This window comes from Pseudomonas sp. P9_31, assembly GCF_034008235.1.
Taxonomy (GTDB): Bacteria; Pseudomonadota; Gammaproteobacteria; order Pseudomonadales; family Pseudomonadaceae; genus Aquipseudomonas.
Genome location: NZ_CP125375.1, coordinates 255619 through 274931, shown reverse-complemented (window position 1 = coordinate 274931; position 19313 = coordinate 255619). Strand labels below are relative to the sequence as shown.

The 19313-nt window shown below is 59.9% G+C and carries 14 protein-coding genes and 1 pseudogene; 7 read left to right on the top strand and 8 right to left on the bottom strand.

The annotated features are described in order from the left end of the window. The first annotated feature begins 255 nt into the window (after positions 1 to 255). A complete protein-coding gene (locus QMK51_RS01165; RefSeq protein ID WP_320392923.1) occupies positions 256 to 777 on the top strand; it encodes a Bro-N domain-containing protein in 522 nt (173 codons plus the stop codon). A gap of 11 nt (positions 778 to 788) precedes the next feature. Here QMK51_RS01165 and QMK51_RS01160 read toward each other — a convergent pair whose 3' ends face one another. Further along, entirely contained in the window at positions 789 to 1052 is a 264-nt protein-coding gene (locus tag QMK51_RS01160; protein WP_320392922.1) for a HigA family addiction module antitoxin, read from the bottom strand. A 383-nt stretch (positions 1053 to 1435) separates the two neighbouring features. On the opposite strand from QMK51_RS01160, the gene QMK51_RS01155 reads away from it, so the two are divergent. Next, complete coding sequence (locus QMK51_RS01155; protein WP_320392921.1) at positions 1436 to 2929, top strand: YifB family Mg chelatase-like AAA ATPase; 1494 nt, start codon at positions 1436 to 1438, stop codon at positions 2927 to 2929. 92 nt (positions 2930 to 3021) lie between these two features. Here the strand turns inward: QMK51_RS01155 and glyA are convergent, their stop codons facing one another. From glyA to QMK51_RS01140, 3 genes are read right to left on the bottom strand one after another with little or no spacing between them, the layout of a single operon-like run. Then, positions 3022 to 4287 (bottom strand): serine hydroxymethyltransferase, encoded by a 1266-nt coding sequence (glyA, locus tag QMK51_RS01150; protein WP_320392920.1) that lies wholly within the window; start codon positions 4285 to 4287, stop codon positions 3022 to 3024. Between the two features lie 55 nt (positions 4288 to 4342). Further along, entirely contained in the window at positions 4343 to 5161 is an 819-nt protein-coding gene (locus QMK51_RS01145) for a YggS family pyridoxal phosphate-dependent enzyme (protein ID WP_320392919.1), read from the bottom strand. Continuing rightward, positions 5161 to 6411 (bottom strand): benzoate/H(+) symporter BenE family transporter, encoded by a 1251-nt coding sequence (locus QMK51_RS01140; RefSeq protein ID WP_320392918.1) that lies wholly within the window; start codon positions 6409 to 6411, stop codon positions 5161 to 5163. Before QMK51_RS01140 ends, QMK51_RS01145 begins: the two co-directional genes overlap by 1 nt. Before the next feature lie 288 nt (positions 6412 to 6699). On the opposite strand from QMK51_RS01140, the gene QMK51_RS01135 reads away from it, so the two are divergent. After that, positions 6700 to 8199 carry a PLP-dependent aminotransferase family protein gene (locus QMK51_RS01135; RefSeq protein WP_320392917.1) on the top strand — a complete coding sequence of 500 codons (1500 nt, stop codon included), beginning with the start codon at positions 6700 to 6702 and terminating at the stop codon, positions 8197 to 8199. A 32-nt stretch (positions 8200 to 8231) separates the two neighbouring features. Next, a pseudogene (locus QMK51_RS01130) lies at positions 8232 to 8402 on the top strand (magnesium chelatase); the annotation flags it as partial. Positions 8403 to 8408: 6 nt separating this feature from the next. Here the strand turns inward: QMK51_RS01130 and QMK51_RS01125 are convergent. The 3 genes from QMK51_RS01125 to QMK51_RS01115 form a co-directional block, all read right to left on the bottom strand. After that, positions 8409 to 9623: an aldose 1-epimerase family protein gene (locus QMK51_RS01125; protein ID WP_008076137.1), complete on the bottom strand. Its 1215-nt coding sequence runs from the start codon at positions 9621 to 9623 to the stop codon at positions 8409 to 8411. 265 nt (positions 9624 to 9888) lie between these two features. Further along, the gene (locus tag QMK51_RS01120) at positions 9889 to 11865 is read right to left on the bottom strand and encodes a methyl-accepting chemotaxis protein (RefSeq protein ID WP_320392916.1); all 1977 of its coding nucleotides are present in this window, start codon (positions 11863 to 11865) and stop codon (positions 9889 to 9891) included. Positions 11866 to 12050: 185 nt separating this feature from the next. Continuing rightward, positions 12051 to 12971, bottom strand: coding sequence for a LysR substrate-binding domain-containing protein (locus tag QMK51_RS01115; protein ID WP_258698498.1), 921 nt, complete (start codon positions 12969 to 12971; stop codon positions 12051 to 12053). A gap of 157 nt (positions 12972 to 13128) precedes the next feature. On the opposite strand from QMK51_RS01115, the gene QMK51_RS01110 reads away from it, so the two are divergent. Continuing rightward, the gene (locus QMK51_RS01110) at positions 13129 to 14523 is read left to right on the top strand and encodes a NorM family multidrug efflux MATE transporter (RefSeq protein WP_320392915.1); all 1395 of its coding nucleotides are present in this window, start codon (positions 13129 to 13131) and stop codon (positions 14521 to 14523) included. A gap of 124 nt (positions 14524 to 14647) precedes the next feature. Here QMK51_RS01110 and QMK51_RS01105 read toward each other — a convergent pair whose 3' ends face one another. Next, complete coding sequence (locus QMK51_RS01105; protein WP_258698496.1) at positions 14648 to 16321, bottom strand: putative bifunctional diguanylate cyclase/phosphodiesterase; 1674 nt, start codon at positions 16319 to 16321, stop codon at positions 14648 to 14650. A 261-nt stretch (positions 16322 to 16582) separates the two neighbouring features. On the opposite strand from QMK51_RS01105, the gene rep reads away from it, so the two are divergent. Together rep and QMK51_RS01095 are read left to right on the top strand one after the other, a co-directional pair. Continuing rightward, positions 16583 to 18592, top strand: a complete 2010-nt coding sequence (gene rep / locus QMK51_RS01100; RefSeq protein WP_095052389.1) for a DNA helicase Rep — start codon at positions 16583 to 16585, stop codon at positions 18590 to 18592. A gap of 58 nt (positions 18593 to 18650) precedes the next feature. Continuing rightward, complete coding sequence (locus QMK51_RS01095) at positions 18651 to 19223, top strand: xanthine phosphoribosyltransferase (RefSeq protein WP_223490427.1); 573 nt, start codon at positions 18651 to 18653, stop codon at positions 19221 to 19223. The last annotated feature ends 90 nt before the right edge of the window (positions 19224 to 19313 follow it).

The window sequence follows — 19313 nt, the reverse complement described above, 5'->3', positions numbered from 1 at the left end:
GGCCTCCAGTTTCTATGCTCATCCCCAGCTGAATGTTCAGCTCTGGGTTTGGCGACCCGGAAAACCACAACGCATCGCGACCGCATTCGACCGAGAAATTTGCTCTCATCTCGAATTATGGCGGCTATGCGTGGGAGACCTTCGGGTCTGCCGGTTTGGTGCGTTACCGGTTCGCCAACCCCCGCATGGCTGCCACCCTTTTCGTTTGGCGACGATCAGAGGCAGTTTTCTTCATCGCACCTTGAGAACTGCACCATGAACGAAAACTATCTAATCCCTCACGTCTTCACCCGCCACAAACTCCACCTCCACGCCCTTCTCATAGAAAACCAACCCTGGTTCAGCGCTCGCGACCTCGGCCGCTTACTCAGGCTATTCCTGGACGAACGAGCACTACGCAAACTCGATCCCGACCAACACCAGAACTTGCAGATGTTCATCCACGGCACCGTCGAAAACACCCTGCTAATCAGCGAATCCGGCGTCTACGCATTGCTGGTCTACCACTACTGCCCCGAATACCGAGGCCTGCGCGAATGGCTGACCCACGACGTAGTGCCAACCCTTAGAGACGCTCAGCAACTCACCTCAACCGAACGCCCGATTCTGAGCCTGCTGAATTGGCCGCAGATGTCGTTGAGTTTGCTGCACTGGAATAACCAGCCGTGGATTCGGTTGCAGGATGTTCCGCAACTGCTGCCGAATGAGGAACGACCACGGAGTACGGTCAATGCTCCGTGGTGGAAGCGTGCTTCGCGGGTGCTGCAGTCTTTTTAAGTACCCGAAGCTCAACCACGCTCGATTTCGGCTTTACGCAGATCGTAGGTCGATTGCAGGTTTAGCCAGAAATCGGGCGTGGTGTTCAGGTAAATGGAAAGCCTCTCGGCAAGATCAGGGCCTACACCGCTCTCCTGCATCACAAGGGCACTCACCTCATCTCCAACCTCAGTCAACGAGCTAGCCAAACCAGCCGCCGTAATGCCCATTGGCTTAAGAAACTCCTTTTCAAGGATTTCGCCAGGATGAATCGGCCGCATTCCAGAATTGCTCATTTCCCCCTCCTGAGGGCTTGATCAGCCGTGATCATAAGTAGCCACTTCGATCCGACAAGGGTGTCTATGCGTTTTCACCGAAGTCCTTCATCTATCCAGGCCCGATCCTACAAAAAACAGCTCTCGCAGTTGATTACACCCAAATACCAGCCGCGACATACCGTTGTAGCAGCTGGCGGAGCCTGCGTTCGGCTGCGCAGCCGAACGCAGGCTCCGCCAGCTGCTACGAGTCGCGTTACGGCTTAACTGACTGGAATCAACTCACCGCCCCCAGCAACATCCTGCGAAAGTTTGGCAGCTCTACTGCCACGCTAAACCCTGACTCCCCGACTACCCTTCAAAAAACCGCAGGAAGCGGTTTCCATGTAGCTCAAGGAACGACCATGTCCCTATCCATCGTCCACAGCCGCGCCCAGATTGGCGTGGATGCGCCCGCTGTTACCGTAGAAGTGCATTTGGCCAATGGCTTGCCGTCGCTGACGATGGTCGGTTTGCCCGAAGCCGCCGTGAAGGAAAGCAAGGATCGAGTGCGCAGCGCGATCATCAACTCGGGGCTACAGTTTCCGGCACGGCGTATCACATTGAATCTCGCCCCGGCAGACTTGCCGAAGGATGGCGGGCGGTTCGATCTGGCGATCGCCTTGGGAATTCTGTCGGCCAGTGTGCAAGTGCCGACGTTGACGCTGGATGATGTGGAGTGCCTGGGAGAGCTGGCGCTGTCGGGCGCGGTGCGGGCGGTTCGCGGGGTGTTGCCGGCGGCGCTGGCAGCGCGCAAGGCCGGGCGCACGCTGGTGGTGCCGCGAGCGAATGCCGAGGAGGCCTGCCTGGCTTCGGGGTTGAAAGTGATTGCGGTGGATCATTTGCTGGAAGCGGTCGCGCATTTCAATGGTCACACGCCCATCGCACCCTACGCTTCCAATGGTTTGCTCTATGCCAACAAGCCCTATCCAGACTTGAATGAAGTGCAGGGGCAACTTGCGGCCAAACGCGCGTTGCTGATTGCAGCGGCAGGGGCTCACAACTTGCTGTTCAGCGGACCGCCGGGGACGGGGAAAACGTTGTTGGCGAGTCGTCTGCCCGGCCTGTTGCCGCCATTGGCCGAGAGTGAAGCGCTGGAAGTCGCGGCGATTCAATCCGTCGCCAGTTGTGTGCCACTGAGCCATTGGCCACAACGCCCCTTCCGACAACCACACCACTCCGCTTCAGGCCCGGCGCTGGTGGGCGGCGGCTCGAAACCGCAACCCGGCGAAATCACCCTCGCCCACCATGGTGTGCTGTTCCTCGATGAACTCCCGGAATTTGATCGCAAGGTGTTGGAAGTACTGAGAGAGCCACTGGAATCCGGCCATATCGTGATTTCCCGCGCCAAGGACCGAGTACGCTTCCCGGCGCGCTTTCAGCTGGTCGCCGCGATGAATCCCTGCCCCTGTGGATATCTTGGCGAGCCGAGCGGTCGTTGCTCCTGTACGCCGGACATGGTTCAGCGCTATCGCAACAAACTGTCGGGGCCGCTGCTGGACCGCATCGATCTGCATCTAACAGTGGCCCGGGAAAGCACGGCGCTGAACCCGATCAAAACCGGTGACGATACGGCCAGCGCTTCTGCCCTGGTCGCCCAAGCCCGGGAGCGTCAGCAACAGCGTCAGGGCTGCGCCAACGCCTTTCTCGACCTGCCAGGGCTGCGCCAGCATTGCGCGTTATCCAAAGCCGATGAAGGCTGGCTGGAAAGCGCCTGCGAGCGACTAACCCTTTCGCTTCGTGCCGCTCACCGCCTACTGAAAGTCGCCCGTACCCTGGCGGATCTGGAACAAGTAGACGCTATCGGTCGCAGCCACGTCGCCGAAGCACTGCAATATCGGCCATCCGCATCCAGCTAGAGAGATTGGCATCGAGTGCACCCGGTCGTCCCAAGCGTCTGGTTTTTCGCCCGATGATGACATCAGCCGGGTAATAGCCCGGAGTAACAGGGTTAACGATAGACAGGATGACGGCGGCAGAGCTCCACCACCTGTTCACGCACGTGATGCCCCACCTTCTCGCTGTTGCCGCTTTCCAGGGCGTCCAGTACGTCGCACAACCAGCCCGCCAATTGTTCACATTCGATCACGCCGAAACCACGGGTGGTGATGGCTGGGGTACCGATGCGCAACCCGGAGGTCACGAACGGTGAGCGCGGGTCGTTGGGCACCGAGTTCTTGTTAGCGGTGATATAGGCATTGCTCAGGGCCGTATCGGCTTCCTTGCCGGTATAAGGCCTGTCGGACAGGTCGATTAGCATCATGTGGTTATCGGTGCCACCGGAGACGATCTTGTAACCCCGCTCTTGCAGCACGGCCGCCATGGCCCGGGCGTTGATCACCACTTGGCTCTGATAGGTTTTGAACTCGGGCCTCAGTGCTTCCTTGAAAGCGACGGCCTTGGCGGCGATCTGGTGCATCAATGGGCCGCCCTGGACACCCGGGAATACCGCAGAATCAAGCTTTTTGTAGAATGCGTCATCTTGCCCCTTGGACAAAATCAAGCCACCCCGTGGGCCCCGAAGGGTCTTGTGCGTGGTGCTGGTGACCACATGGGCGTGCGGCAATGGGTCCGGGTATTCTCCCGCGGCGACCAATCCTGCGACGTGGGCCATGTCGACCCAGAAAATGGCCCCGACCTTGTCGGCAATGGCCCGCATGCGCGCCCAGTCTTTGTACCGGGAGTAGGCGGAAAAACCACCGATCAGCATCTTCGGCCGGGTTTCCAGGGCGATACGTTCCATCTCGTCGTAATCGAGAAAGCCCGTCTGCGAGTCAAGGCCATAAGGAACGATCTTGTAATGACGGCCCGAGAAGTTTGAAGGGTTACCGTGGGTCAGGTGGCCACCTTGGGCCAGGTTCATACCCATCACCGTATCGCCAGGATTGATCAATGCCAGGAATACCGCAGCGTTCGCCTGGGCACCCGCATGCGGCTGCACGTTGGCGTAGTCGCAGTTGAACAGGGCCTTGACCCGCTCGATGGCCAGACGCTCGGCCACATCGACATACTCGCAGCCGCTGTAGTAGCGCTTGCCTGGGTAGCCTTCGGCGTATTTATTGGTGAGCACGGTGCTCTGGATTTTCATCACCAGAGGGCTGGCGTAATTTTCGGAAGCGATCAGTTCGACGTGGTCTTCCTGACGATGTTCTTCGTTATGAATCGCCTCACACAGCTCGGCGTCGAATGCTTTAAGGGTCAGCGTTGAGTCGTACATCGGATTGGCTTCCTGTAGAGCTGGATCAAGATGTTAAGGGGAATGTCAGCGGCGACTACTCATCACTTCCCGGACGGGCATCCGCGGTCGGCCAGTAGTAGGCATCCGGCATGGCACGTGCGCCGAAGATGGCCTGACCGACACGCACCACGGTGGCCCCCTCTTCAATGGCGACTTCGAAATCACCGGACATGCCCATGGACAGTTCCTCCAGCCCGCCGCCCGCCGGGGCGCGCTGGCGCAAGCGCTCGCGCAGTTCGCGCAGCCGTACAAAGCAAGGGCGGACACGGACCACGTCGGCCGAAAACAACGCCAGTGTCATCAACCCACGCACCCGTAACGCCGGGAACGCTGGCAGGGCGTTCAAAAAGTCCGCGACGGCTTCGGGCGCCAAGCCATATTTGCTGGCTTCGCCGGAGGTATTGACCTGAACGAACACATCCAGCTGGCGCCCTTCGATGTGCAGGCGACGATCCAGGGCCTCGGCCACTCGCAAGCTGTCCAGCGCCTGAAACTCACTGGCAAAACGCGCCACCTGCTTGGCCTTGTTGGTTTGCAGGTGGCCGATAACCGACCACTGCAAGTCGGCCAGATCGGCCATGGCCTGCGATTTGCGCTGCGCTTCCTGCACTTTGTTCTCACCCAGTAGCCGGCAGCCGGCAGCGTAGGCCAGACGCAGATGAGCTTCGTCAAAGGTTTTGCTGACCGGCAGCAGACGCACACTCGCCGGATCACGTCCGACCCGCTGACAGGCATTGGCGATTCGCTGCTGCACGGCTGCCAGGTTGCGGCGAAAGTCCTCGACGCTGGTGGCCTGTGGGTAACGGCCATGACGCTCGTGCAGGGTGACGGTTTGTTCCAATTGATCAAACATCAGTGGATGACTCCTTTGGTCGTCACAACAGCGTCGGCAGCCGGAATGACCATCGTCTCGCGACGCGGTAAGCGGCCATTGAGCAAGGCGTAGGCCGCCAAACCGATCAGCAACCCCCAGAACGCCCCACCAATCCCCAGCAAGGTGATGTTCGCGGCGGACGCCAGAAAGGTGATCAGCGAGGCTTCGCGGGTTTTGACGTCAGCCATGGCGCTGGCCAGGCTCGCGCCGATAGTGCCGAGCAGGGCCAGCCCGGCCAGCGTCGTAATGAAGGTGGCCGGTAACGCCATGAACACCGCAGCAAGGGTCACCCCGAAAATCCCTACGAGGATGTAGAACAGTCCCGCAGCAACCCCGGCGATCCAGCGCTTGGACGGATCCTCCGAGGCTTCTTTGCCGGTGCAGATGGCCGCCGTGATGGCCGCGATATTGAAGGCGTGAGAACCGAAGGGCGCCATTAGCAAGGAGCCCAGCCCTGTGACAGTCAGGATAGGATTAGCGCTGGTGCTGAAGCCATCGTTGCGCAGCACCAGCATGCCCGGCATGTACTGGCCGGTGAGCGTGATCAGGAACAGCGGCAGTGCCACACTGAGCAGCGCATTGATCGAAAACTCAGGCTGGGTGAATACCGGTACCGCGAATTGCAGCGCCAGCCCCGACAGTTCTACACGGCCCTGCGTTAGAAGAAACGCCAGCCCCAGCACCAGAATGCCCACCACCGCGTAGCGCGCGGTGAAGCGCTTGAGCACAACGTAAGCGGCAATCAGCAACCCGACCAACACGGGGTCAAGACTCATGCCACCAAACGCGCCGATTCCGAACTGCAGCAAGATACCGGCCAGCAGGCCCGCAGCCACACCCGACGGAATCAGGCGGATGAGTTTTTCGAAGCAACCGGACAAACCCAGCAGCACGAAGGCGGCGGCCGAAATAATGTACGCACCCACCGCCTCGGCGTAAGGCGTGGTGGACAGCGCGACGACCAGAAAAGCCGCCGCGGGTGTCGACCAGGCGGTAATGATCGGCTCTCGGCTCACCCAACTCAGAAACAGCCCGGTAATGCCCACGCCAATCGACACCGACCATACCCACGACGCTGTCAGCTCTGGGCTGAGCCCGGCCACTTTGGCGGCCTGAAAGACCAGGATGAAAGTGCCGCCATAGTTGACGATGACTGAAATCAGCCCGGCGACAGTCGGATGCAGAAGGTCCCGTAGACGCAGGGGCGATGGCAATGCTGAAGACGACATGATGGCTTTGCTCCTTGCAAAACGAGGTGCCTGTCCCGGATAAGGGCGGATTTATAACGTTGAAATGGCATGTTTTTCCCCTGCACTTTCTCGCAGAAGGCCAGACCACTTACCAGACCGCTTGCTGTGACTGAAAGCGATCCCTGCCTCAGCCCGCGGGCAAAATTCTTCATGAAGTCGCTCAATGCAGCGACCGATCACCGAGCGCAAAGGCAGTGACGATGGGCGGATTCTACGGATAGACTGGCCTGCCTTTGCAGGCCAATTTACTAAGATCAGGCAGACCGCATGGCGAAGACGTTCGAGCTGGAAACGCTGAAAATGCGCCTCAACGATGTTGAGTTTCAGCTGTTGAATCTGCATCAGCGGATTCAGCGCGCACTGCGTGCATTGATCCTCGATGGCGCCCTTGCCCCAGGCTTGAAGCTGCCCGCGACCCGGGTCCTGGCCAAGTCACTCGAGGTTGCCCGCGACACCGTTGAAAACGCCTACGTGCAACTGCACCGCGACGGTTTTATCGTGCGGCGCGAGGGGGCTGGCAGTTATGTCTGTGAAACGCTGGGCACCGAATTGCGCGGCGCAGCGCGCCGACGCATCAAGGCGCAGGAAGTCAAAAGCAGTCAGGCGGCACCGGGGGCGGGATTGAGCCAGCGCGGGCGGATGATCTTCGACAGTGGCGGCGTGAACGATCAGCAGGTAATCAAGGCATTCGCGACCGGCCTGCCGGAAACCCGCACCTTCCCCACCGATGTCTGGGAGCGCCTGCAACGCCAAGTGATGAAGGACTATCGCGCCAACGTGCTATTGCACGGCGATCCGCAAGGCGCCGAGCCGCTGCGCAAGGCCATCGCCACCTACTTGAACCTCGAGCGCGGGGCCAAATGCTCCTCAGACCAGATCATGGTATTGAGCAGCACTCGCCAGGCTCTTTTTCTGTGTGCGCAGTTGCTGGTGGACGCCGGCAAACCGATCCTGCTGGAAAACCCGGGTTACTACGGCGCCAAGAAAGCCTTTGAAACCGCCGAGACCAACGTTCTTCCCATCGATGTCGATGAACTGGGCATACGCACCGACCTGCTGTACGCCGACCGCAGCGGCGCCAATTGCGTTTATGTCACGCCTTCTCATCAATACCCCACCGGCGCGACCTTGCCGCTGGAGCGTCGTCTTGAGTTGATCAACTGGGCAGCGGAGAAGGGCAAATGGATCATCGAAGATGATTACGACAGCGAGTTTCACTACGACGGGCAACCGACCGCCTGCGTACAGGGCCTGGACAAGTATCAGCGTACGCTCTATATCGGCACCTTCAGCAAGACCCTCTACCCCGGTTTGCGAATGGGTTACATGGTACTGCCCCACGAGCTGATCAAGGCTTTCACCTACGCCCGCAGCATGATTGACGGCCATACACCACAAATCCTGCAACTGACCCTGGCGCGCTTTATGGAGGACGGCCATTACAACGCCCACGTCCGAGCCATGCGCAAGCTGTATGCCGGACGCCGCTCCATCATGCTCGACACGATCGGTAAGCACTTGGACGGCATCGTTACCGCCTTGCGCCCTCCTGGCGGGCTACAAATTCCCTGCCTGCTGCACGATGGCTGGTCTGAAGAAAAAACCATCCGCCAAGCAGCCAGCGTGGGCGTACAACTTTCCGGCCTCAGCCGGTTGTACGCCGGCGAGGAGAAGAAACAAGGCTGGTTATTGGGTTACTCGTCGCTGACCGCTTATGAAATCGAAGCGGCCACGCTGCGCCTGGCCAATGCACTGAAAACCCGGTAGGGCATTTTGGGAGGGCTCGCGCGATTCCCGTCACAGCTGACCAAACCTGGCTGGAAACGGCGTGCGAACGGCTGACCTTGTCGCTGAGGTCAGCCCATCGACTGCTCAAAGTGGCGCGCACCCTGGCCGACCTTGAGCAAGTCGATGGCATTACCCGCGAGCACTTGGCCGAGGCACTGCAATACCGGCCGAGCACAAATTAGCAGGCATCACCCCTTGGTGAGATCAACCAATGGCGTCTGCCGCACCTCTGTCTCCCGCCCACCCTGAATCTCGCTCACACGCTTCAACGCCTTATCCACAGCCGCCTTATCCGCCAACAAGCTGTAGCTGATCCCGAACTGCTTCTGTTCCTTCGGCCCAATTGTCGGCACCAGGTTCAATGGCCGCTGATACCGGCGGTTGTAAGAAAAACTCGTCCCCGGCTCCAGTCCCGTGACATAGCCCTGCCCCTGGGTATCGGTGTTTTTCCACAGGGAGAACACGGGCAGTGTTTGAGTATTGAAGCCGACCGAAACCCCCAGGCTGCCGGCCTTGTTATGCAGCACGGTTAATGTATCGCCCTTGGCATCGGCATATGGCACCACGTTATAGACCGTTTCGTCGTAGTCCTTGGTCGGTGCGCGGTAGGTTTGCCAGTCGGGCAGATCGCCCTTGGCCTTGTCGTTGAATGGCGACACCTGTTTCACCGGCGCGGCGAAGCGAGCGCCCTGCTCCAGGAATGGGGTACTGAAGTTGCTGTGATACAGCGCCTGGTATTCCTTCGGATAGTCGCCGTTGTTGGTCAGGGTGTCGTTGAGGGCGAACGCTACGCTGCCGGGTTCGGTGACCAGTTCGGTCGCGACGGAGAAGTCGACCTTCTTGAACGCCTGTTCTTTCAGCTCGCCGCGCAGAGTGATGGCGTACGGCGGTTTTTCATCGATGTGCAGGGTGACTTTGTTCGCAGGGATGTTGGCGGCGCGACCGTGCAGGGTCAGCAGTTCGCCGTTGTCGATGCCAGGGTGACCGACCCATTCGTAGCCACAGCGGGTGACCAGTTCGTTGAAGCCTTCCAGCCAGCCCAGGCCACCACGGCCGTTGAGTTCGATGAAGGATGGATTGACCACCTCCTTGACCGGCGAATCCCAGCCCATGCGCACATCGCCGACGGAGGCCTGCAGGACGTTCATGCCGCGAGTCGGTACTACTGAAAGTTTCATCGTGCCGTTATCGATGTCGACGATGCTGACGCCTTCCTGCCGACCGCCGTGCAAGGTGCGCAGGGTGACGCTGAAGGGTTTGTCGGTTTTTACGCCGAGTTGCTGGCTGGTGATCTGCCAGTTCTGGGCGGCTTTGTCGGTGTCGAGCAAAACATAATCCCAGGCCATGGCTTGGGAGGCAGCGGACAGTGCGCTGAGGGCAACGAAGAGTTTGAGCGGGGTCATGGCAGCAGCCTTTCTTGGAGTTGTGCCAATTTTATAGACTTGAAGAAACGTTTCAGCAAGCATAAAAATCGAGACACTGGTGCTAAATTCCAAGGAAGACAACTAAAGAGGAATTGATCCACATATTTGGCAAATCGGAAAATGAGTCGATGCCATCGCGAGCAGGCTCGCTCCCACATTGGATCGGAGGTGAACACGGGATTTGTGAACACCCGAGATCAACTGTGGGAGCGAGCCTGCTCGCGATGGCGATTTCGGCAGTGACTCAGCGAAACCGGTCAACCTCATGCCGCAGATCCGCCGCAAGCTTCTCCAGCTCTTTGGCGGTCACCGCCAGGTTCGACACCACTTCGCGCTGTTCACTGTTCGCCAAAGCGATGCTTTGCAGATTGCTGCTGAGCAAGGTCGCGGTGCTGCTTTGTTCCTGGGTCGCTGTGGTGATCGCAGCGAACTGCTGACCGGCCGAGCGGCTTTGTTCATCGATCCGCGCCAGGGCCGAAGCGACGTTGGCGTTGCGCGACAGGCCTTCCTGCATCAGTACGTTGCCCTGTTCCATGGTGCTGATGGCATTGCCGGTTTCCTGCTGGATGCTTTGAATCATCCCGGAAATTTCGTCAGTGGCCTGGCGGGTGCGTGAGGCCAGGTTGCGCACCTCATCGGCCACCACCGCAAACCCACGGCCCTGCTCACCGGCGCGGGCGGCTTCGATGGCGGCGTTGAGCGCCAGCAGGTTGGTTTGTTCGGCGATCGCGGTAATCACCCCGACAATGCCGCCGATTTCCTGAGAACGCTGACCCAAGGTATTGATCACCGTCGCGGTGCTGTTCAGTGCACCGGCGATTTGCTCCAGGGATGAGGAAGCTTCGTCCATCGACGTACGACCGATCTGGGTTTGCTGTGCGTTTTCCTGCGCCAGACGCTGGGTGTTGCCCATGTTGTCGGCGATGTTCAACGAGGTGGCGCTGAATTCTTCCACGGCGCCGGCCATGCTGGTGATTTCGCCGGACTGCTGCTCCATCCCTTCGTAGGCACCACCTGATAAGCCGGACAACGCCTGAGCACGGCTGTTGACCTCTTCCGAGGCCTTGCGGATATGCTCGACCATGGCCGACAGTGCCTGGCTCATCTGGTTGAAGGCACGGGCCAACTGACCGATCTCGTCATTGCTCGACACGTTCAGGCGCACACTCAAATCACCGGCGCCCAAGGCTTCGGCCTGACGCACCAGATCACTCAGCGGCGCCAGTTTGCTGCGCAACAACCAGACTGCCGCTCCGACCGCCAGCAACATCGCCAGCAGACTGCCGATGGCCAATTGAATACCGACGCTCCACGTCACGGCGCGGATTTCGGTTTTCGGCATACTCGCCACCACCGACCAGGGCCCGCCCTCGAACGGCACCGCAACGCTGTAGAAGTCTTGCGACGTGTCGCTCCAGAAATCACCCTTGCCCGGCGTCTTGGTCAGACCAACGATGTTTGGGACCGCCTGATCCGGCGCTTGCACACCGGCGATCGGCACCAGCCATTTGTTCTGCTCATCAAGCAGCGCCAGGGAGCCAGTCTGGCCGATGCGGAAGCGTTTGAGGTTTTCGAACTGGGCCTTCTGTGCGTCGGTGTAATCGAATCCTACGAACAGCACGGCAATCACCTTACCGCCGCTGTCGCGTACGGGGGTGTACTGAGTCATGTAGGAGCGTTCAAAGAGCAAGGCGCGACCCACATAGCTCTGCCCGGCTATCAAACGTGCATAGGCCGGGTGAGCGTGATCCAGCAGCGTGCCGATGGCCCGGGTGCCGTCCTGTTTGCTCAAGGACGTGCTGACCCGAATGAAGTCTTCGCCTTTGCGCACGAACAGCGTGGCGACGCCGGCGGTCATCTGCTTGAACTCATCGACTTCCGCGAAGTTGTTATTCAGCACTTCACTGCCCAGGTGCAGGCCCGGGGCCTGCACACCCGCCACAGTCACCGGCTCATCCGGATGAACACTCAAACCGGCGCTGAAGCGCTTCTCGAACAGGCCGCTGAGGCGCTGGGTACTTTCACGCAACGTGCCGTGGAAAGTGCTCAGCTGATCGGCCAGCAGCCGTGCCTCGCTGGCCAGGTGCTCTTCGCGGGTGGCGAGGTTGGCAGCGTCCAGCGAACGCAGGGCAAACACGGTACTGCCGCTGATGACAATTGCCAGTATCACGGCAAGCGCAAGACCCAGCTGTGAAGCGATCCGAGCACGAGGTTGAGACATGACAGCTCCTGACCCAGTGGCCGGATCACTCTGATCCCATCGCACACTCGGCAAAATTTCTGATAGTGGGAATAACGTGGACCCTGCACGAAGGTTCCATGAGCAGATTTTCGGCGGCAGAGCTGAATACTTGAGTGATTAACCGGGATATGGCTCAAGGCCGCCATTGCGGCGACTCCATCGATTCAGCCCAAGCGTTCGACATCCGGTAATTCCATGGCTCGGACTTCCCCTTGCAGGAAGTCGCTGAGCCGGCGCAAACGTTCACCTCCCGGACGGGTTTTCGGCCAGACCAGGTAATAATGCTCACCACTGGCAACGGCCGTCGGCCACGGCAAACTCAGACGTCCTTGCGCAACGTCCTCCGCCACCATCAGCAAATCCCCCATGGACACGCCGTAACCTCGGGCGGCAGCAATCATGCCCAGCTCCAGCGTGTCGAATACCTGCCCGCCCTTGAGCGAAACCTGATCGGTCAGGCCCATGCGTTCCAGCCAGTTGCGCCAGTCACGGCGGTCCGGCGTCGGGTGCAGCAGCTCGGTGCTGGCCAGGCGCGCAACGTCCCACGGTTGATCCTTCAGAAGATTCGGCGCCCCCACCGGAATCAGCTCTTCGGGGAACAGCAAAGTCGTCTCCCAGTCCGGTGGAAAATGCCCGTTACTGAGGATGACCGCGCAATCGAAGGGTTCGTGGTTGAAGTCCACCGTATCGACATCCATCCAGGCGCTGGTCAATTGCACCTCGTTCCCCGGTCGCAGGTGCCGAAATCGACTGAGCCGCGCCAGCAGCCAGCGCATGGTCAGGGTCGACGGGGCCTTCATGCGCAGGATGTCGTCCTCGGCGCGCAAGGTATTGCAGGCCCGTTCAAGGGCGGTGAAGCCTTCGCGAATGCCGGGCAGGATCAACCGCGCCGATTCGGTCAGTTGCAGGTTGCGCCCGCTGCGATGAAACAGCCGACAGGAAAAATGCTCTTCGAGCGTACGAATGTGCCGACTGACCGCACTTTGCGTGATCGACAATTCTTCGGCGGCACGGGTAAACGAGCTATGCCGCGCCGCCGCTTCGAATGCTCGAAGGGCATACAAGGGAGGAAGACGACGGGACATTGGGAAAGCTCCTATAGCGCAGTTGCCTCAACTTATCAGAAAGCCCCGAGCATGAGTTTTAATCATGCTACCCATCCTTTTTATCCCTTTGTGCAAACCCCGCAGAGCGCCGAGAATCGACGCTTCCTGTTCTCTCTGACAATCGAGCGTGATGATCATGCAGCATCCAGCGCGTATTGAGCTCTGGGCCATCCTGCGGCTGGCGGGGCCGTTGATTGCCTCGCAGTTGGCGCACATGTTGATGGTCCTCACCGACACTTTGATGATGGCGCGCCTGAGCCCCGAGGCGCTCGCCGGCGGTGGTCTGGGCGCGGCGACGTATTCGTTCGTGTCGATTTTCTGCATCGGCGTGATCGCCGCCGTCGGCACCCTGGTGGCGATTCGTCAGGGCGCGGGCGACATCATTGGCGCGGCGCGGCTGACCCAGGCCGGGTTGTGGCTGGCATGGTTGATGGCGCTGGTGGCGGGTTTGCTGCTGTGGAACCTGAAACCGGTGTTGCTGCTGTTCGGTCAGACCGAAACCAACGTCCAGGCTGCCGGCCAGTTTCTGTTGATCCTGCCGTTCGCCCTGCCCGGCTACCTGAGCTTCATGGCGCTGCGCGGCTTCACCAGTGCCATCGGTCGGGCGACACCGGTGATGGTCATCAGCCTCGCCGGCACCGTGGCCAACTTCCTGCTCAACTATGCATTGATCACCGGCATGTTCGGTCTGCCGAAAATGGGTCTGATGGGCATCGGTCTGGTCACAGCGATCGTGGCCAACTTCATGGCGCTGGCGCTCGCGCTGCACATTCGTCGGCATCCGGCCTATGACGCGTATCCATTGCGCCAGGGTCTGTCGCGGCCCAATCGTCAGTACTTGAAGGAATTGTGGCGCCTGGGCCTGCCGATTGGCGGCACTTATGCGGTGGAAGTCGGCCTGTTTGCCTTCGCCGCGCTGTGCATGGGCACCATGGGCAGTACGCAACTGGCAGCGCACCAGATCGCCCTGCAAATCGTCTCGGTGGCGTTCATGGTGCCGGCAGGGCTTTCCTATGCGATCACCATGCGCATAGGCCAGCATTACGGTGCCGGGCAATTGCGAGATGCGCGGCTGGCCGGCCGCGTCGGGATCGCCTTTGGAGCCGCGTCGATGCTGGGGTTTGCGATGGTCTTCTGGCTGCTGCCGAATCAGTTGATCGGCTTGTTCCTGGACCACAACGACCCGGCGTTCCGCGAAGTCATCAATCTGGCCGTGAGCCTGCTGGCGGTGGCGGCGTGGTTCGAGCTGTTCGACGGCACGCAAACCATCGCCATGGGCTGCATTCGCGGGCTCAAGGATGCCAAGACCACGTTCCTGGTGGGTTTGGGTTGCTACTGGCTGATCGGTGCACCGGCCGCCTGGTGGATGGCCTTCCATTTGAACTGGGGGCCAACGGGGGTCTGGTGGGGGTTGGCGCTGGGGCTGGCGTGTGCGGCGGTGAGTCTGACGCTGGCGTTTGAGTGGAAGATGACGCGGATGATTCGGTCCGAGCCGGGGTCACAGCAATTCGAGACAGTTCAGGCGGAGTGAGATCCCCTGTGGGAGCGAGCTTACTCGCGATGAGGCCAGGTCAGTCAAAATCCATGTCGACTGATACTCCGCTATCGCGAGCAAGCTCGCTCCCACAGGTTTTGTGCCAACTGAAAAGTAGTGGTCAGCTCACGATTTCCAGCACCGGCTGCTGACTGCTGCCAAAGGCCAGATACTCCACCAACTCGGCCAACGGCAACGGCTTGCTGATCAGATACCCCTGCACCTGATCGCAACCAAACCCGCGCAACAAATCCAGCTGCTCCGGCGTTTCCACACCTTCGGCGACCACTTCGAGGTTGAGGTTGTGCGCCAGGTTGATCATCGCGTGCACCAGTTTGCGATTCTCTTCCCGCTCTTCCATGCCACCGACAAAGCTCTTGTCGACCTTTAACAACGCAATCGGCAGGCTGTTGAGGTGCACGAACGAAGAGAACCCTGTGCCGAAATCGTCCAGCGAGAAGCGCACGCCGAGGCGCCCGAGAGCGTCCATGGTCTGCTTGACCAGATCGCTGCGGCGCATCACGGCGGTTTCGGTCAGTTCAAATTCCAGCCATTGCGCCTCGACGCCACGCTCGGCAATCAGCCGGCTCAGGGTCGACAACAGTTGGCTGTCCTGAAACTGCCGGAACGACAGGTTGATCGCCATGTGCAGCGCCGGCAGCCCCCGTTCGCGCAACGCCTGCATGTCCCGCAGGGCCCGGGAAATCACCCAGTACCCCAGCGGCACGATCAAGCCGCTTTGCTCGGCCAGCGGCACGAATTCGCTAGGGGGTAGCAAGCCGCGTTCGCCATGACGCCAGCGCACCAAGGCTTCGAGGCCGACAATCTGGCCGTCTTCAAGGTTCAGGCGAGGCTGGTAATGCAGCTCCAGCTCATCGCGGCGCAAGGCCCGGCGCAGCTCGCTTTCGAGGTCCGCGATGCTGCGGGCATTGCGATTGATCCGTTCGTTGAAGATGTGAAAGGTGCAACCTTGGGTGCTTTTGGCCTGCTGCATAGCGATGTGCGCATGCCACATCAGCGGGTCGGCACCGGCCTGGGCTCGAGCATGGGCAACGCCGAGGCTGGAACCGATCAACAAGCTTTCGCCGTCGACCCAGTACGGCTCCGACAGGACTTCTATGATCCGTTCGGCCATCCATTCGGCGCGCTGAGGGGCGCGGCGGGTGTCGATCAGCAGGGCGAATTCATCGCTGCCCAGCCGCGCCAATTGATCGCTGGCCTCCAGCTGGCTTTTCAGACGCGCGACCACTTGCAAGATCAACCGGTCGCCGGCCTGATGGCCGAGGGCGTCGTTGGCATGGCGAAAGTTGTCGAGGTCGAGGTGACCGAGGGCCAGGCCACGGCCGTCGTTTTCCGCCAGACGCGCCGCCAGCAAGGTCTGGAAACCCTGACGGTTGGCGATGCCGGTCAACGGGTCTTGTTCGGCCAGGCGCTGCAACGTGTTTTCCAGCACGCCGCGCTCACGCACATGACGCAAGCAGCGACGCAGCATGCCGGGGTCCAGCAGATCGCGCACCAGCCAGTCGCTCACACCGTCGGGCGGCAGCAGCGGCTCGTGTTCGAGCAGCAGCACCGTCGGCAGGCTGCAACGGCCAGGTGCCGGCTGGAGAGCAGGAATCGTCAATAACACCGCGCAGCGGTTGTCATCGAACAGGCTGCTGACAGACTCCCAGCTCGGCGCGCAGATCAGCACCGCCGCACTCCCCATCGGAGCCAGACACTCGCGCAACAACGCTGCCCACGCCGGCTCTTCGGCCAGTAGCAGCAAACGCAAGGGTTCGACAGGCGTAGACAAGCTATCTCCCTAGACTCTGCAATGATGTAGGCGGCGGGCATTATGCCGCGCTGATATCCAATGACAAAATGACATCGGTTATCAAACACGTTTTGTGTCTTGAATACGAACATTAGACGCAAACTCACCGCGCATCCTGCGTGAAAGTTGCTAAACCGGCAAATGAAGATGGTGTGTTGCGTCACAAGTCGGAGAGAGCAGCACAATTCGCTGAGCCTGTTAAAATGCCGGCCCATTTCGCTAACGACTCCCTGATTTCGTATGTCCCGACTCAATCCCCGGCAGCAAGAAGCCGTGAGCTACGTCGGCGGCCCTCTTTTGGTGCTCGCCGGCGCAGGCTCCGGCAAGACCAGCGTGATCACGCGCAAAATTGCGCACCTGATCCAGAGCTGCGGCATCCGCGCCCAGTACATCGTCGCCATGACCTTTACCAACAAGGCCGCGCGGGAGATGAAGGAACGGGTCGGCACCCTGCTCAAAGGCGGCGAAGGCCGTGGCCTGACAGTGTGTACCTTCCACAACCTGGGCCTGAACATCATCCGCAAGGAACACGTGCGGCTGGGCTATAAACCGGGTTTCTCGATCTTCGACGAGACCGACGTCAAAGCCTTGATGACCGACATCATGCAGAAGGAATACTCGGGCGACGACGGCGTCGACGAGATCAAGAACATGATCGGCGCCTGGAAAAACGACCTGATCCTGCCGCCCGAAGCCCTGGAAAACGCGCGCAACCCCAAGGAACAGACCGCCGCCATCGTCTATACCCACTACCAGCGTACGCTCAAGGCGTTCAACGCGGTGGACTTCGACGACCTGATCCTGTTGCCGGTAAAACTGTTCCAGGAACACGACGACATCCTGGAAAAATGGCAGAACAAGGTCCGCTATCTGTTGGTGGACGAATACCAGGACACCAACGCCAGCCAGTATTTGCTGGTGAAATTGCTGATCGGCAAGCGTAACCAGTTCACCGTGGTGGGCGACGACGACCAGTCGATCTATGCCTGGCGCGGTGCCCGTCCGGAAAACCTGATGCTGCTCAAGGACGATTACCCGTCCCTGAAAGTGGTGATGCTGGAGCAGAACTACCGCTCCACCAGCCGCATCCTGCGCTGCGCCAACGTGCTGATTTCCAACAACCCGCACGAATTCGAAAAGCAGCTGTGGAGTGAGATGGGCCATGGCGACGAAATCCGCGTGATCCGTTGCCGCAACGAAGACGCCGAAGCCGAGCGCGTGGCCGTGGAAATCCTTAGCCTGCACTTGCGCACCGACCGGCCTTACAGTGATTTCGCGATTCTCTATCGCGGCAACTACCAGGCCAAGCTGATCGAGCTGAAGTTGCAGCATCACCAGGTGCCTTACCGGCTTTCCGGCGGCAACAGCTTTTTCGGACGTCAGGAAGTGAAAGACCTGATGGCCTACTTCCGTCTGATCGTGAACCCGGACGACGACAACGCCTTCCTGCGGGTGATCAACGTCCCACGCCGGGAGATCGGTTCGACCACGCTTGAGAAGCTGGGCAACTACGCCACCGAGCGAAAAATCTCGATGTACGCCGCCACCGACGAAATCGGCTTGGGCGAGCATCTGGACACGCGCTTCACCGATCGCCTGTCGCGGTTCAAGCGTTTCATGGACAAGGTCCGCGAGCAGTGCGCCGGAGAAGACCCGATCTCCGCCCTGCGCAGTATGGTCATGGACATCGACTACGAAAACTGGCTGCGCACCAACAGCTCCAGCGACAAGGCCGCCGACTACCGCATGGGTAACGTCTGGTTCCTGATCGAGGCGCTGAAGAACACGCTGGAGAAAGACGAAGAAGGCGAGATGACCGTCGAGGACGCGATCGGCAAACTCGTGCTGCGCGACATGCTGGAACGTCAGCAGGAAGAGGAAGACGGCGCCGAAGGTGTGCAGATGATGACCTTGCATGCCTCCAAGGGTCTGGAATTCCCTTACGTGTTCATCATGGGCATGGAGGAGGAAATCCTCCCGCACCGCTCCAGCATCGAAGCTGACACCATCGAAGAGGAACGCCGCCTGGCCTACGTCGGGATTACCAGAGCGCGTCAGACGTTGGCCTTCACTTTCGCCGCCAAGCGTAAGCAATACGGCGAGATCATCGACTGTGCGCCCAGCCGTTTCCTCGATGAACTGCCGCCGGACGATCTGGCCTGGGAAGGCAACGACGACACCCCGACCGAAGTCAAAGCCGTTCGGGGCAACAGCGCATTGGCGGATATACGCGCAATGTTAAAGCGCTAGAATCGAACACTTTTCATAAAAGCTTAGGGGCGCACAAGGCGCCGAAGAGGAAAGCTTCATGGAAGCACTGCACAAGAAAATTCGCGAAGAAGGCATTGTGCTTTCCGACCAGGTCCTGAAAGTCGACGCCTTTCTGAACCACCAGATCGACCCGGCCCTGATGAAGCTGATCGGCGACGAATTCGCCACGCTGTTCAAGGACTCGGGCATCACCAAGATCGTCACCATTGAAGCCTCGGGCATCGCCCCGGCGATCATGACTGGCCTGAACCTTGGCGTGCCGGTGATTTTCGCCCGCAAGCATCAGTCCCTGACCCTGACTGAAAACCTGCTGTCGGCGACCGTTTACTCGTTCACCAAGCAAACCGAAAGCACTGTGGCGATCTCCCCGCGCCACCTGACCAGCAGCGATCGCGTGCTGATCATCGACGACTTTTTGGCCAACGGTAAGGCGTCGCAAGCGCTGATTTCGATCATCAAACAGGCCGGCGCGACCGTGGCCGGTTTGGGGATTGTGATCGAGAAGTCGTTCCAGGGTGGTCGTGCGGAATTGGATGCCCAGGGTTATCGGGTTGAATCGTTGGCGCGCGTTCAGTCGCTGGCTGGCGGTGTCGTGACCTTTATCGACTAAAGCTACACCGCACATTCCCTGTGGGAGCGAGCCTGCTCGCGATGAGGTCATAACATTCAACTTCATTGTTGGCTGTTACACCGCCATCGC

What these genes read in the sequence shown, in the direction of transcription:
- QMK51_RS01165 (WP_320392923.1), top strand. Translation starts at nt 256, where the DNA reads ATGAACGAAAACTATCTAATCCCTCACGTCTTCACCCGCCACAAACTC.
- QMK51_RS01160 (WP_320392922.1), bottom strand. Translation starts at nt 1,052, where the DNA reads ATGAGCAATTCTGGAATGCGGCCGATTCATCCTGGCGAAATCCTTGAA.
- QMK51_RS01125 (WP_008076137.1), bottom strand. Translation starts at nt 9,623, where the DNA reads ATGACCCCGCTCAAACTCTTCGTTGCCCTCAGCGCACTGTCCGCTGCC.
- QMK51_RS01095 (WP_223490427.1), top strand. Translation starts at nt 18,651, where the DNA reads ATGGAAGCACTGCACAAGAAAATTCGCGAAGAAGGCATTGTGCTTTCC.
- QMK51_RS01145 (WP_320392919.1), bottom strand. Translation starts at nt 5,161, where the DNA reads ATGTTTGATCAATTGGAACAAACCGTCACCCTGCACGAGCGTCATGGC.
- QMK51_RS01140 (WP_320392918.1), bottom strand. Translation starts at nt 6,411, where the DNA reads ATGTCGTCTTCAGCATTGCCATCGCCCCTGCGTCTACGGGACCTTCTG.
- QMK51_RS01110 (WP_320392915.1), top strand. Translation starts at nt 13,129, where the DNA reads ATGCAGCATCCAGCGCGTATTGAGCTCTGGGCCATCCTGCGGCTGGCG.
- glyA (WP_320392920.1), bottom strand. Translation starts at nt 4,287, where the DNA reads ATGTACGACTCAACGCTGACCCTTAAAGCATTCGACGCCGAGCTGTGT.
- QMK51_RS01135 (WP_320392917.1), top strand. Translation starts at nt 6,700, where the DNA reads ATGGCGAAGACGTTCGAGCTGGAAACGCTGAAAATGCGCCTCAACGAT.
- rep (WP_095052389.1), top strand. Translation starts at nt 16,583, where the DNA reads ATGTCCCGACTCAATCCCCGGCAGCAAGAAGCCGTGAGCTACGTCGGC.
- QMK51_RS01120 (WP_320392916.1), bottom strand. Translation starts at nt 11,865, where the DNA reads ATGTCTCAACCTCGTGCTCGGATCGCTTCACAGCTGGGTCTTGCGCTT.
- QMK51_RS01155 (WP_320392921.1), top strand. Translation starts at nt 1,436, where the DNA reads ATGTCCCTATCCATCGTCCACAGCCGCGCCCAGATTGGCGTGGATGCG.
- QMK51_RS01115 (WP_258698498.1), bottom strand. Translation starts at nt 12,971, where the DNA reads ATGTCCCGTCGTCTTCCTCCCTTGTATGCCCTTCGAGCATTCGAAGCG.